This window comes from Rhizobium sp. P44RR-XXIV (assembly GCF_001999485.2).
GTDB lineage: Bacteria > Pseudomonadota > Alphaproteobacteria > Rhizobiales > Rhizobiaceae > Rhizobium.
Window position 1 is genome coordinate 521,730 of the sequence record NZ_MPVZ02000029.1, and the last position, 12,879, is coordinate 534,608.

Annotated in this window: 12 protein-coding genes; 7 read left to right on the forward strand and 5 right to left on the reverse strand. The window is 60.0% G+C overall.

The window, feature by feature from the left end:
- The first annotated feature begins 4 nt into the window (after window positions 1–4).
- From BSK43_RS28515 to BSK43_RS28525, 3 genes are read left to right on the forward strand one after another with little or no spacing between them, the layout of a single operon-like run.
- Window positions 5–862: an ABC transporter permease gene (locus BSK43_RS28515; RefSeq protein ID WP_077468098.1), complete on the forward strand. Its 858-nt coding sequence runs from the start codon at window positions 5–7 to the stop codon at window positions 860–862.
- 2 nt (window positions 863–864) lie between these two features.
- Window positions 865–1,854: an ABC transporter ATP-binding protein gene (locus tag BSK43_RS28520; protein WP_077468099.1), complete on the forward strand. Its 990-nt coding sequence runs from the start codon at window positions 865–867 to the stop codon at window positions 1,852–1,854.
- Entirely contained in the window at window positions 1,851–2,669 is an 819-nt protein-coding gene (locus BSK43_RS28525; RefSeq protein ID WP_077468100.1) for an ABC transporter ATP-binding protein, read from the forward strand. Before BSK43_RS28520 ends, BSK43_RS28525 begins: the two co-directional genes overlap by 4 nt.
- Before the next feature lie 19 nt (window positions 2,670–2,688).
- Here the strand turns inward: BSK43_RS28525 and BSK43_RS28530 are convergent, their stop codons facing one another.
- On the reverse strand, window positions 2,689–3,120 hold the full coding sequence (locus BSK43_RS28530) for an Lrp/AsnC family transcriptional regulator (RefSeq protein ID WP_068393997.1): 432 nt from the start codon (window positions 3,118–3,120) through the stop codon (window positions 2,689–2,691).
- 138 nt (window positions 3,121–3,258) lie between these two features.
- On the opposite strand from BSK43_RS28530, the gene BSK43_RS28535 reads away from it, so the two are divergent.
- The gene (locus BSK43_RS28535; protein WP_077468289.1) at window positions 3,259–4,362 is read left to right on the forward strand and encodes a saccharopine dehydrogenase family protein; all 1,104 of its coding nucleotides are present in this window, start codon (window positions 3,259–3,261) and stop codon (window positions 4,360–4,362) included.
- A 122-nt stretch (window positions 4,363–4,484) separates the two neighbouring features.
- Here BSK43_RS28535 and BSK43_RS28540 read toward each other — a convergent pair whose 3' ends face one another.
- The gene (locus BSK43_RS28540) at window positions 4,485–5,096 is read right to left on the reverse strand and encodes a TetR/AcrR family transcriptional regulator (protein WP_077468101.1); all 612 of its coding nucleotides are present in this window, start codon (window positions 5,094–5,096) and stop codon (window positions 4,485–4,487) included.
- A gap of 133 nt (window positions 5,097–5,229) precedes the next feature.
- Here BSK43_RS28540 and BSK43_RS28545 point away from each other — a divergent pair, with 133 nt between their 5' ends.
- Window positions 5,230–6,177, forward strand: coding sequence for an NADP-dependent oxidoreductase (locus BSK43_RS28545; protein WP_205910672.1), 948 nt, complete (start codon window positions 5,230–5,232; stop codon window positions 6,175–6,177).
- 101 nt (window positions 6,178–6,278) lie between these two features.
- Here BSK43_RS28545 and BSK43_RS28550 read toward each other — a convergent pair whose 3' ends face one another.
- From BSK43_RS28550 to BSK43_RS28560, 3 genes are read right to left on the reverse strand one after another with little or no spacing between them, the layout of a single operon-like run.
- Window positions 6,279–7,514, reverse strand: coding sequence for a pyridoxal phosphate-dependent aminotransferase (locus tag BSK43_RS28550; RefSeq protein WP_077468102.1), 1,236 nt, complete (start codon window positions 7,512–7,514; stop codon window positions 6,279–6,281).
- Window positions 7,515–7,519: 5 nt separating this feature from the next.
- A complete protein-coding gene (locus BSK43_RS28555) occupies window positions 7,520–9,052 on the reverse strand; it encodes an aldehyde dehydrogenase family protein (protein WP_136687328.1) in 1,533 nt (510 codons plus the stop codon).
- 60 nt (window positions 9,053–9,112) lie between these two features.
- The gene (locus tag BSK43_RS28560) at window positions 9,113–10,510 is read right to left on the reverse strand and encodes a VOC family protein (RefSeq protein ID WP_077468104.1); all 1,398 of its coding nucleotides are present in this window, start codon (window positions 10,508–10,510) and stop codon (window positions 9,113–9,115) included.
- Between the two features lie 105 nt (window positions 10,511–10,615).
- Between BSK43_RS28560 and BSK43_RS28565 the strand changes: the two genes are divergently transcribed.
- Together BSK43_RS28565 and BSK43_RS28570 are read left to right on the forward strand one after the other, a co-directional pair.
- A complete protein-coding gene (locus BSK43_RS28565) occupies window positions 10,616–11,536 on the forward strand; it encodes a LysR family transcriptional regulator (protein WP_077468105.1) in 921 nt (306 codons plus the stop codon).
- A 102-nt stretch (window positions 11,537–11,638) separates the two neighbouring features.
- A complete protein-coding gene (locus tag BSK43_RS28570; RefSeq protein ID WP_077468106.1) occupies window positions 11,639–12,730 on the forward strand; it encodes an LLM class flavin-dependent oxidoreductase in 1,092 nt (363 codons plus the stop codon).
- Window positions 12,731–12,879 lie beyond the last annotated feature (149 nt).

Genomic DNA, 12,879 nt, shown 5'->3' on the forward strand with positions numbered 1-12,879 from the left:
GGCCATGTTGACGATCGTTCGCGACCTTGCCCGCCAGAATACCGAATTCCTCTTCGGCCTCCTGCTGCTCGCCATCATCGTCGGGCTGGTGGTCCTGTCCTACTTCTCGCCTTATGGCCCATCGGATATCTATCTGCTGCCCCCGGACATGCCGCCAGATGGGCAATATTGGCTGGGCACGACCTCTCGCGGCCAGGACGTTTTCTGGCAGCTCACGACGGCGCTCCGAAATACACTCTACTTCGGTATCGGTGTTGCCTTCCTCTCACGCATCATCTCGTTGGTCGTGGGATTGGTTGCGGGCTATGCCGGCGGCGTCGTCGATCGGGTGCTGATGGCGATCAATGACAGCATCATGGTCATCCCGCAGTTTCCGCTGCTGATCCTGTTCTATTTCGTGCTGAAGGACGGGATGACCTGGACGGTGCTCATCATCGTCATGGCTTCGCTCGGCTGGTCCTATGATGCGCGCCTGATCCGCTCGGTGGCGATCAGCCTGAAGACGCGACCCTTTACCACACAGAGCGTCTATTCCGGCATGAGCATGTCCAAGATCCTCGTCCAGGAGCATCTGCCCTATGTGTTACCGATCGTCTTTGCGACGACCATGAACAACATGATCTGGTCGATCGGCATGGAGATCACGCTCTCGGTGCTCGGCTTCACCGATATCGAGACGCCGACCATGGGCATGATGATCTATTGGGCCAATGCGCATTCCGCGCTGATCGCCGGCACCTGGTGGTGGGTGGCCGCACCCGTCGCCGCCATTGTCGTGCTGTTCATGGCGCTCTTCCTGCTGTCGATGTCCATGAACGAATACAATGATCCGCGCAGTCGCTTGAACCGGATGGGGGGCTAGGAATGGAGGCTGTGGTCGAGGTCAACAACCTCAGGGCATATTATCGGGCCTTCCTTTATGGCGTCGATCGCGAGGTGCGCGCCGTGGACGATGTCAGTCTGAGGATCGGTCGCGGCGAGATCTATGGCGTCGCCGGTGAATCGAGCAGCGGCAAGACGACGTTGATCAAGACCATTGCCGGCGCCATCCGGCCGCCGCTTCGGGTGGTTTCGGGCTCGGTCAAGTTTCAATTCAACGGCGCCACGCAGGATATCTACGCCATGACACCGGAGCAACGGGCGGCGCTTCGGTGGCGGCATTTGTCCTATATCATGCAGGGCTCGATGAACGTGCTCAATCCCGTAAGGCGCATTCGCCACTCGTTCACGGATTTTGCACTTCGCCATATGAAGGTCGATCGCGGTGCCTTCTTCGATCGGGTTGCAGCCCATCTGCAGCGCCTGAAACTCGATGCCGGCCTCCTCGACGCCTATCCGCATGAATTGTCCGGCGGCATGCGGCAGCGCATGACGATTGCGCTCGCCACTATCCTGACGCCGGAATTCATCATCGCCGATGAGCCGACGACCGCGCTCGATGTCATCGTTCAGCGCGATGTCCTGCAGATGATCCGCGAGATCCAGCGAGAGATGGGGTCCTCCTTCCTGTTCGTTACCCATGACATGGGCGTGCATGCCGCCGTCTCCGACCGCATCGGCATCGTCTATGCCGGGCGTCTGGTCGAGGAGGCGCCGACGCGCAAGCTCTTTCACCTGCCGCTGCACCCCTATACGCAGCATCTGGTGGCGAGCCTGCCGCGCATCGGCGATCTCTCCACCAGGCCTTCGCTTGAGGGCAGGCCGCCCAATCTCGCCATGCCGCCGGAAGGGTGCCGTTTTCATCCGCGCTGTCCCAAGCGCATGGATATCTGCAGCCGCGAAGCGCCGCCGATGGTGACCGTCGAGCCGGATCGTCGCGTCGCCTGTTTTGCCGTGACAGGAGCACAGATTTGAGCGACCTGCTTTCCCTTTCGCATGTCACCAAGCTCTACCGCCAGGGCGGTATGCTGAGCCGCCGGCATGTCATTGCTGTCCGCGATGTCAGCCTGATGCTCGGGGAAGAGCCGGAGATCCTCTCCATTGTGGGGGAATCCGGCTCGGGCAAATCAACCATTGCCGCGATGATCCTCGGCCAGACGCCGCCGACATCGGGTATCCTGAATTTTCGCGGCCGGCCCGTTGCCGTTCATGGGAAGGCTGAGCGGCGTGCCTTCATGCGCCAGGTGCAACCAGTCCTTCAAAACCCGTTCGAGGCGTTCAACCCACTCAAGAGGGTTGATCGCTATCTTTTTGAAACAGCGCGAAATTTTTCACCTGACGGTACCAAGCCGAGTCAGTCCGATATTGAACGCATGGCCGATAAGGCGCTTGTCCATATCGGCTTGACGCTTGCCGAAGTAAAGGGCCGGTTTCCGCATGAATTGTCGGGCGGTCAGCTGCAGCGCACCGCCATTGCGCGCGCGTTGATTCCGCAACCGAGGCTACTGGTCGCCGACGAGCCCGTCTCCATGGTCGATGCCTCGCTGAGGATGGCCATCGTCAATCTCTTCAGTCAGCTGAAGAGGGACCTCGGCCTGTCCATCATCTATATCACCCATGACCTCGCGACCGCCTACTACATCAGCGATCGCATCATCATCATGAAGAAGGGCGAGATCGTCGAAGAAGGCGGCGCGCGTGCGGTGCTCGACAATCCGCAGCATCCCTATTCACGCGCCTTGAAGGAGGCCGTCCTTTCCGCCAGCCCGGATATGGAGTCTGTATCCTAAGCCAACGGCGCCCGTAGGTTCAGCGCGAGATCCGCGTCGAAAGGACGATGGACGATAGCGTCCGCTCGACGCCGTCGATCTTGCCGATTTCGTCGATCAGCTGATCCAGCTCGGAAATCGACGGTGCGGCAACGATGGCGATCAAGTCGAAGGAGCCGCTGACGGAGTGCAGCGTCGTTACCTCATGGATCGCATCCAGCGACGCCGTTACGGCCGAGAGCGCTTTCGGTGCGATGGTGATCAGAACATGGGCGCGGATGAGGCCGGAGAGATAGGTTTCCGACAGCCGCACACCATAGCCGGCGATCACCCCTTCTCTCTCAAGCCGTTCGAGTCGGGCCTGCACCGTGGTGCGCGATAGCGACAGCCTTTTGGCGAGTGTTGCCACCGGCATGCGGGCATTTTGACCGAGCAATGCCAGCAATTCCCGATCTTTTTCCGTTACCTGCATCGTCATTCCTGCATTTTGCAAAAATATGGTGTCATTTTGCTTATTTTTATACGACGAAAAGCGCTTTATGTCGCTATGAATCGTCCAATCCCTGCCTACACTTATAAAAATCTTATCAATGAAATGCAGGGGATTTATATGAAAGACATAGTGGTCATCGGCGCAGGCAAAATCGGTGGAGCGATTGCTTTGATGCTGGCCGACACGGGCGATTACAGGGTTGTCGTCGCTGACCGCAGCCCCGAGCAGCTCGCCAAGATCGACCACCACCCTGCGATTTCCACGGCAGCCGTCGATATCGCCGACCGCGCCGGGCTCGTCGCTGTTCTCACCGGAAAGTTCGCTGTTCTCTCGGCCGCTCCTTTTCATCTCACCGGCTTCGTCGCCGAAGCCGCGCTCGAAGCGGGCGTCCACTATCTCGACCTCACCGAGGATGTCGCCACCACGAAGAAGGTGGAAGAGCTGGCCCAGGGGGCCAAAACTGCCTTCATTCCGCAATGCGGCCTGGCACCAGGCTTTATCTCGATTGTCGCCAACGATCTCGCCAAGCGTTTCGACAGCCTCGACAGCGTGCGCATGCGCGTCGGCGCTCTGCCGCAATACCCGTCCAATGCTTTGAACTATAACCTGACCTGGAGCACGGACGGTCTGATCAACGAATATATCGAGCCGTGCGAAGCGATCGTCGAAGGCAAGCTCGTGACCGTACCGGCCATGGAAGAGCGCGAGGAATTCTCCCTCGATGGCGTCACCTATGAGGCGTTCAACACCTCCGGCGGCCTCGGCACGCTTGCCAAGACGCTTGCCGGCCGCGTGCGCACCATGAACTACCGCACCATCCGTTACCCCGGCCATCAGGCTATCATCAAGGCACTCTTGAACGACCTGAACCTCAAGAACCGCCGCGATGTGCTGAAGGATCTCTTCGAAAACGCCCTGCCTGCGACAATGCAGGATGTGGTCGTTGTCTTCGTCACCGTCTGCGGCTGGCGCGAAGGTCGCTACATGCAGGAAACCTATGCCAACAAGGTCTATGCGGGCATCGTTGCCGGCAAGAAGATGAGCGCCATCCAGATCACCACGGCTGCCGGCATCACGACAGTTCTCGATCTGCTCTCCCACGGCAAGCTTCCCACCAAGGGCTTCGTCTGCCAGGAAGAAATCGACCTCGGTGACTTCCTCAACAATCGCTTCGGGCAGGTCTACAGCCTGGAGAAGCTTCGCATGAGAGAAGCCGTCTAAGTAAAAGCTTTTACTTACTAAAAATATGGTGGGCTGACAGGCCCGCCATTGATCCAAATGCGGAGCCGCTCAAAGCCGCGATTTCACATTTTGACTCATCATTCCGGCGGTCCAATGCGCCGTCAGCTATCAGTCCGTAGTTGCGGTTCGGCAGTTTCAGCGAACCTCGTCACGTTGAAAGCAGAGAGATCACTCACATCCTCAAAGGCCTGGACCAGGTGATCGTCCAATTCTTGAGAGCCGCCATCAAGCCATGAGGCTACGGCGTGAGCAAGAACTGCCATGCCGATTTTCGCAATCAGCGAAGCGCGCCGGGCAGCCACGCCGCGCTCGCGTAGCTCTGCAGCCAACGCTTCCGTCAGAGAATTGACCTTCGCCGCCTGTCTTTCCTGAAGAGCGGGGCTGGCAGCGACAATCCGGCGTCCCGGCTCGGAGACGTGGCGGTTTTCAATGAAGAGCTTTTCCGCCGAACGAAAGGCTTTGAATAGGGTTTCCCAAGGGCCGAGTTCACGCGGAGCGTTACGCACCGCCGCGGTTAGCATTTCGCCCAGCGCCGTCTCCCCGTGAAAGAACATCTCCCGCTTGTCCGGAAAGTGCCGGAAAAAAGTTCGCTCCGTCACGCCAGCCTTTTGTGCAATTTCGGCGGCCGTCGTCTGCTCGTACCCACGCTCCTGGTATAGTTCCAGAGCCGCTTCCATGAGACGGCGACGCACCTCTTCACGATTTCGTGGCATCAACTTTCCCTATTGTCAGTGGCTGACTTTACGCTTATCGTCAGTCACTGACAATACTACGCAGCGCCGTGCAAGTTTGCAACCACGGAACTGCGATCATCTTTGCTTGAGAAGAATGAAAGCGAGAACAGACATGACCGATACCAAGCCCTCAGACATGCGCAGCATCCGGTTTCATGACTATGGGGAACCTGAGGATGTTTTGGTTCTGGAGAGGGTGACTATCCCCGAGCCGGGCCAGAACCGCATCTTGGTAAGGGTACACGCCTGCGGCCTCAACCCGGCAGACTGGGCGCTGTGCCGCGGCCTGTTTCCGGGAAAAATGCCTCGCGGCATTGGTCTGGATGTCGCCGGGTTTGTGGATTCAGTTGGCGAGGGCGTTACCAATGTCAGGATAGGCGATGCTGTTCTTGGCAATGCCGATTTCGCAGGTTATGCGAGCGCCGGCGCATCGGATTTCGCCGTGCTCAATCACTGGGCCCCGGTTCCGGAGGGGCTCGACATGATCCATGCCGCGTCACTAACGCTCGTCGTTGAGACCGCATTCCGAAGCATTGAAAGCCTTCGGGTCGAAAAGGGCCACACCGTGCTGGTGCATGGCGGCGGGACGATGGTCGGCTTTGCAGCGGTACAGATAGCCCTGATCCGTGGCGCGAAGGTCATCACAACTGCGGGAGAGACATTCGGCGAGCGTCTCCGCGGCTTCGGTGCGAAGGTGACGCGCTATGGGGAGGGGATGATCCAACGGGTTCGCGATATTGCACAGGGCTCGCCCGATTTGATACTTGATGCGGCACCCGCCAACGGCGGTCTTCCAGACCTGCTGGAAATTGCTGGTGGTGATCCCAGGCGCATTCTGACCATTAGCGATTTCTCAGCGGCGGATGAAATGGGCATCCGGCACTCGTTTTCGGAAAACGCACCGCAACGATATGACGTGATCGGGGAATTTGCCAAGCTCGCGGCTGTCGGCGAATTCTCAATCCCGCTTGCTCTGGCACTACCGCTGGCAAGCTGGAAGGAGGCGATGGATCTTAGCCTGAGCGGACATGCGCACGGAAAAATCGTGCTCCAGCCTTAGGCATCCGGCACAGGAAATGGTCACCCCATAGCTATCTCGCGCGAAAGCGGTTCCACGGTTGAGTTAGTGGCTGCCCGTGAGGGTGCCACACTCTTCTGTGGTCATGACTGTAGCGCTGCGCAGGCCCGTTCGATGCGATCAAGCGCTTCGACAAGATCTGCCTCGGATGTCGCATAGGAAATGCGGAAATAGGGCGACAGCCCGAATGCCGAACCTGGCACGACGGCGACATGGGCTTCGTCGAGCAGATAGGCACAGAAATCCGTATCCGTTAGGATGGTCTTGCCCGAGGGTGTCGTCTTGCCGAGCACACCGGCGCAGCTCGAGAATGTATAGAAAGCACCTTCAGGCACGCGGCAATGCAGGCCCTTTATGGCATTGAGCATGCCGACGACGAGATCACGCCGGCGCTGGAAGCTGGCGGTGCGATCCTTGAGAAAATCCTGTGGGCCATTCAGTGCGGCAACGGCGGCTGCCTGGCTGACGGAGGACGGGCAGGAGGTCGCCTGGCTCTGGATGACGGCCATGGCCTTGATCAGTGCCTTCGGGCCACCGGCATAGCCGATGCGCCAGCCGGTCATCGCATAGGCCTTGGAAACACCATTCACCGTCAGCGTCCGGCTCTTGAGGCTAGGCTCGATTGCGACAGGCGTCGTGAAACGGAAGTCGTCATAGACGATGTGCTCATACATGTCGTCGACCATCAGCCAGACATGCGAATGGCGCTGCAGAACCTCGATGAGCGGAAGGTAATCCGCTTCCGAATAGGCCGCACCCGATGGATTGGACGGCGAATTGAGGAGCAGCCAGCGCGTCTTCGGCGTGATCGCCTTTTCGAGTTGATCCGCCTTGAGGCGGAAACCGGCCTCGACATCGCAGGGGATCAGCACCGGCACACCGCCGCAGATCTCGACGATATCGGAATAGGACGTCCAGTAGGGCGTCGGGATGATCACCTCGTCGCCCGGATCGATCGACGCCATGAAGGCATTGAACAGAATCTGCTTTGCGCCCGTCGCCACGGTGATTTCGTCGAGAGCATAGTCGACGCCATTCTCGCGCAGGAACTTGCCGGCAATCGCCTTCTTGAGTTCCGGCGTGCCATCGAGCGCGGTGTATTTCGTTTCGCCACGATCGATGGCGGCCTTTGCCGCCTCCTTGACGTTATCGGGCGTATCGAAATCCGGCTCTCCGGCGCCGAGGATGATGACGGGGAGGCCATCGCGCTTCATCGCATTGGCGCGCGCGCCGATCTGCAGGATTGTCGACACGCCGATGGAGGCGATGCGCGAAGCGGGCCGAAAACCCGCTTCCTCGATGGTGGTGGCGATCGTCATGAGGCCTACTCGATGTCGAAGGATACGCCCTGAGCCAGCGGCAGGGCCTTGGAATAGTTCACGGTGTTGGTCGCCCGGCGCATATAGGCTCTCCAGGCATCCGATCCGGATTCACGACCGCCACCGGTTTCCTTCTCGCCGCCGAATGCGCCGCCGATTTCGGCGCCCGATGTGCCGATGTTGACGTTGGCGATGCCGCAATCCGAGCCGTCAGCCGCGAGGAAGCGCTCGGATTCCTGCATGTCGCGGGTGAAGATCGACGAGGAAAGGCCGGCCGAGACGGCATTGTGTTCCTCGATCACGGCATCGAAGTCGTCATAGGGCATGACATAGAGGATTGGCGCGAAGGTTTCTTCGAAAACGGGGCCGGCCTGCTTCGGCATTTCCACAAGCGCCGGCTTGGCATAATAGCCATCGGCATGGCCGACATCGATGCGCTCGCCGCCGGTGACGGTGCCGCCGTGCGACTTAGCGGCGGAAATCGCCTTCTGCATGCCATCGAACGCCGCCTTGTCGATCAGTGGGCCGACGAGAGCCGAGGAATGCAAGGGATCGCCGACGGAGACGCTCTGATAGGCCTTCTTCAGACGTGGCATGAGCTGGTCGTAAACGCTCGTATGTACGAAAAGGCGGCGCAGCGTCGTGCAGCGCTGACCGGCGGTGCCCATGGCGCCGAAGGCGATGGCGCGCAGCGCCATGTCGAGATCGGCAGAGGGGCAGACTATGCCCGCATTGTTGCCGCCAAGTTCGAGAATGGCGCGGGCGAAGCGCTTGGCGAGCCGCGGCCCGACATCGCGGCCCATGCGGGTCGAGCCCGTCGCCGAGACGAGCGGCACCTTCGGATGATCGACGAGCACTTCGCCGATGGCGCGGTCGCCGATGAGGATCTGCGACAAGCCTTCCGGCGCATCGCCGAAGCGGGCGAGCGCACGATCGAGGATGGCTTGCGAGGCCAGTGCCGTCAGCGGCGTCTTTTCCGAGGGTTTCCAGATGACCGGATTGCCGCAGATCAGCGCGAGCGCCGCGTTCCACGACCACACCGCGACCGGGAAGTTGAAGGCCGAGATGATGCCGACGACACCGAGCGGATGCCAGGTCTCCATCATGCGATGGCCGGGGCGCTCGGTGGCGATCGTCAGGCCGTAGAGCTGGCGGGAGAGGCCGACCGCGAAGTCGCAGATGTCGATCATTTCCTGCACTTCGCCGAGGCCTTCGGAGCGGATCTTGCCGGCTTCGATCAAGACCAGGCGACCCAGGTCGTCCTTGGCGGCACGCAGCTCTTCGCCGAGCAGGCGAACCAGTTCGCCACGCTTGGGCGCCGGCACCAGACGCCAGGCGCGGAATGCGGCGTGAGCCTTCTCGATCCGCCGGGCTGCTTCATCGGCCGAAACGGTTTTCAAATCGCCGATCTTCTCGCCGGTTACAGGCGAATAGGAGGGCATGTCGCCCTGCATATAGAGCGCCTTGTCGACACCGAGCTTTTCGAGGATGGCGGCGGTTTCGGCCGCGACGGAAAGATTCTTTGCTGCGATATTCATCTCATAACTCCACTTGTCTCTGATCCGGGCCTGCGGCGCGATCTCTATGGTCGCGCGATCTCACTCGGCCGCGTCTTGTTGGGATAGTGCCCGCAGGCATGCGTCGATCGATGCCTGCTCGATGCCGGCATAATGGTCGAATTCGTTCACGACCTTCATGCCAAGGTCGGCCTCGAACCGTTTCTGGTTCGGGCTAGCGACAAATTCCTGCTGGGCGCTATCGCCGAGGTTGGATTGGAAGATGCCAGCGGCACTGACGGGCAGGAAGTCTTCATAGACGATCGGATCGAACTGGATGAACCCGTCTTCGATCAGGGTTTCGAGGGAGCGACCGGCTCCTGCGGCCGTTGCCTTGCCCTTGGCCGTCAGCGAATAGGCGAAATAGCCGAGTTCTTCAGCGCGGATCGCTGCCCAATCATCAGGAAATTCGCCAAAGCTCTGCGCCAGCGCGGCTTCATATTCGCGCGCATTCGATCCGTCTGCGGCGGGCCGCACAATCTTGCGGGACTGATCGAGCAAGTGGTCGTACAGGGCGCGACCCTTGGGCGTGAGCGCAATGCCTCGCTGCTCGATCTCGCCGAAGCGGGCGGTATGCGACTCGGTTTCCCAGACGCCGTTTGCATTGCGGAAGGATACGGGCTCTTCCAGCGCCTTGAAGGAGGTCTGGCGCAACAGGATCGGGCAGGCGCGTGTCGGCGGGCCCTCGACGATGGCCTTCGGCGCAATGTCATAATCGGGCATCAGCGCCTGCACCTGGTCAATATCCAAGGTGCGCGGCGTCAGATGGTTGATGTGTGGGCCCTTGAACGAAACGACGTCTGCAATCAGGCGATGGGCATCATGGAGGCGATGGTACATTGCGGCATCGACGTTGGCTTCGTCGTGCCAGCGGAAAGTCTCCAGAACTTCGTCGACGAAACGGCTGGCGTCGGCCATAGTCAAGCCGCCGTCGCGTTCGGCTTTTACTGTGAGCGAAACGGCGTCTTCGGTGAAGATCCGGCGCTTCGAAAGAATTTCAGCCGATGCCTCGCGCAGGTCTTCATCTGCAATCAGGTCAAGCCGCAGCAGCGAAGTGAAAACGCGGAAGGGGTTGCGCTTCAGCTCGGCGTCACTGGTGGGTCGGAATGCCGTCGAATGTACGGGTACGCCCGCCGTGGAAAGGTCGTAATAGCCGACGGGATACATGCCCATGACGGCGAACACGCGCGCCATCATCGCCAGTTCTGCAGCCGTCCCGAGCCGGATCGCGCCGTGCCGTTCCTCGGAAATGCGATCGAGATAGTCGGTCGCCTGAAGGCGTTCCTTCAATTTCGGCTGGGCGGCGAGCGTTGCGTCGTTGATGCGGCCTACCAGCTCCATGAGCGTGCCGTAAGCGGGGACTTCTTCGCGATACATGGCGGACATGGCGGCCGAAAAGGCGCTTCGAATATCGCTTGCGGAGACGTGATCAGACTTCATGGGCGGTCGGTTCCTGAAAAGGCTATATCATTCCTATATTGCAGGATATCTCTTGTCCCGCAGCCGGTCTTGTGAGACAAAATTCTAACTTGATGCGGAAATGGAATGATTATGCGCAGACGCCTCATCCCTGACATCGTCAATCTGCAGGCGTTCGAATGCGCGGCCCGGCATCAGAATTTTTCGCGGGCGGCCGAAGAACTGAACCTGACCCAGAGCGCCGTCAGCCGTCAGATCAGCGAGCTGGAGCAGCAGACCGGGCTGAAGCTCTTTGAGCGCGTGCGACAACGCGTCGTCCTGTCGGAAGCGGGGCTTCGGCTTTTGCCGGAGGTCAAGGATCTGCTGCTACGCTCAGAGCGTCTGATGATCGGCGCCGTCGCCTCGGGGCAAATGAAGCTATCGTTGAAAGTAGCGACCTTGCCAACCTTCGGCACGCGGTGGCTGGTGCCGCGACTCGGCCATTTCCTAGAGGAGCATCGGGACGTCGCGGTTACGATGGAGTCGCGCTCCAAGCCCTTCAGTTTCGATGAGGACAATTTCGACCTTGCCATTCACTACGGCCTGCCGGCCTGGGCTGGCGCCGTTGCCACGTTTCTCTGCAATGAGACGGTTCTTCCGGTTGCCGGCCGGCAACTGGCCGGCCGATTGAAGCTCGGCGGTCCGGAGGATCTGTCACTGGCTCCGCTGCTGCATCTGACAACACGTCCGAAGCTCTGGGCGCAATGGTTCGATCTGCAGAAATTGCCGACCGAACATGCCTATCCCGGCGCCCGCTTCGATCAGTTCTCCATGATCATCGCTGCCGCCATCTCCGGGCTCGGCGTCGCGCTGTTGCCCACCTATCTCATCGAAGAGGAATTGCAGACAGGCGCGCTGCTGCCTCTGTTCGAACTGCCGATGCCGACCGAGAACAGCTACTATGTCGTCATGGCAGAAAAGAAGCAGACCAACCAGATCGCCATGCTCTTTCAGGATTGGCTTGTGAGCCAGGTAACGCCGCCGTCCCAAGCGACAACAACCAAATAAATTTTAGGCTTGAAATTCTTTTCCGTGAGCGTCACACATTTGCGTGTCGCATCGTTGCCGGCTGCCGGGACGCTGCAGGGTGGAGTCGGAGGAGAAGGCGCCATGAAGATGCATCCGCTGAAGGGGCCGAACCGGCTGAAGCTTGGCGTGTTCTCGACCAATGCGGATGGCGGCCTTGCCATTACCGATGTGCCGGAGCGTTGGACGGCCGGCTGGCAGGACAATTTGACTGCCGCACAGATCGCCGATCGCGCCGGTCTTGAATTCTTACTGCCGATCGCCCGCTGGCGTGGTTTCGGCGGCAAGAACCGGGTGCGGGAATGGTCGTTCGAGACCTTCACCTGGGCCGCGGCTCTTTCTGCTGCGACGGATCGCATCGGTCTGTTCATGACGGTGCATGTCCCACTCGTCCATCCGCTCTATGCGGCAAAGTCGCTCGCGACAGTCGATCATATCAGCCAGGGGCGGGCAGGGCTCAACATCGTCTGCGGCTGGAACCCGAAGGAATTCGGCATGTTCGGCGTGCCACTTGTCGAGAAGGGCTACGACCAGGCGACGGAATGGCTCGAGATCGTCGAAAAGCTCTACGCCTCCGACGAGCCGCTGGATTACGCCGGAAGCTATTACAGCCTGAAAGAGGCCGTCAGCCGTCCGGCAAGCCTGCAGACGCCGCGCCCGGTGACGATGAATGCCGCATTCGGCGGTCCCGGCCGAGATTTCGCGGCCGGCCATTGCGATTATCTCTTCACCACTTTCACCGAGATTGCTGACGCTGGAAAGCATGTGATCGACATCAGCGAACGTGCGGAAAAGAATGGCCGGCGGGTCGGCGTCTACACGGTCTGCCATGTCGTTTGCCGCGAGACGCAGGCAGAGGCGGAAGATTATTACACGCGCTACGCCGTCACCATGGCCGACCACGTTGCCGTCGACCAGCATATGGCCGGCAAGAAGGAGTTTTCGCAATCACATGATCGCGAAGCCTATGATCGCTATCGGCAGCGCTTCGCGGGTGGAGCGGGCAGCTATCCGCTGATTGGGACGCCGGAACGCATCGCTGACGAGATGATCGCCATTTCGGAGCAAGGCTATACGGGCATCGCCTTGTCATTCGTCAATTACACCCAGGAACTTCCCTATTTTTGCGATCGGGTGCTCCCGCTTCTGAAGAAGGCCGGGCTTCGCGTGGAGTGATGTTGCGCAGCCGGTCTTGATGGCTGGCGGCAAGGCCGGCGTTATCACCACCATATGCGGCAAATGTGCACCGCAGCAAAAAACTTGGTCTCAAGGGGTTTACAAGCCCGGCGGTGGATGGGAGTCTTTAGGCGAAGGTGTCACCCGTT

Excerpts from the sequence above, each read along its gene's own strand:
- BSK43_RS28515 (WP_077468098.1), top strand. The coding sequence starts at position 5 with ATGTTGACGATCGTTCGCGACCTTGCCCGCCAGAATACCGAATTCCTC.
- BSK43_RS28520 (WP_077468099.1), top strand. The coding sequence starts at position 865 with ATGGAGGCTGTGGTCGAGGTCAACAACCTCAGGGCATATTATCGGGCC.
- BSK43_RS28530 (WP_068393997.1), bottom strand. The coding sequence starts at position 3,120 with ATGCAGGTAACGGAAAAAGATCGGGAATTGCTGGCATTGCTCGGTCAA.
- BSK43_RS28535 (WP_077468289.1), top strand. The coding sequence starts at position 3,259 with ATGAAAGACATAGTGGTCATCGGCGCAGGCAAAATCGGTGGAGCGATT.
- BSK43_RS28540 (WP_077468101.1), bottom strand. The coding sequence starts at position 5,096 with ATGCCACGAAATCGTGAAGAGGTGCGTCGCCGTCTCATGGAAGCGGCT.
- BSK43_RS28545 (WP_205910672.1), top strand. The coding sequence starts at position 5,230 with ATGACCGATACCAAGCCCTCAGACATGCGCAGCATCCGGTTTCATGAC.
- BSK43_RS28550 (WP_077468102.1), bottom strand. The coding sequence starts at position 7,514 with ATGACGATCGCCACCACCATCGAGGAAGCGGGTTTTCGGCCCGCTTCG.
- BSK43_RS28555 (WP_136687328.1), bottom strand. The coding sequence starts at position 9,052 with ATGAATATCGCAGCAAAGAATCTTTCCGTCGCGGCCGAAACCGCCGCC.
- BSK43_RS28560 (WP_077468104.1), bottom strand. The coding sequence starts at position 10,510 with ATGAAGTCTGATCACGTCTCCGCAAGCGATATTCGAAGCGCCTTTTCG.
- BSK43_RS28565 (WP_077468105.1), top strand. The coding sequence starts at position 10,616 with ATGATTATGCGCAGACGCCTCATCCCTGACATCGTCAATCTGCAGGCG.
- BSK43_RS28570 (WP_077468106.1), top strand. The coding sequence starts at position 11,639 with ATGAAGATGCATCCGCTGAAGGGGCCGAACCGGCTGAAGCTTGGCGTG.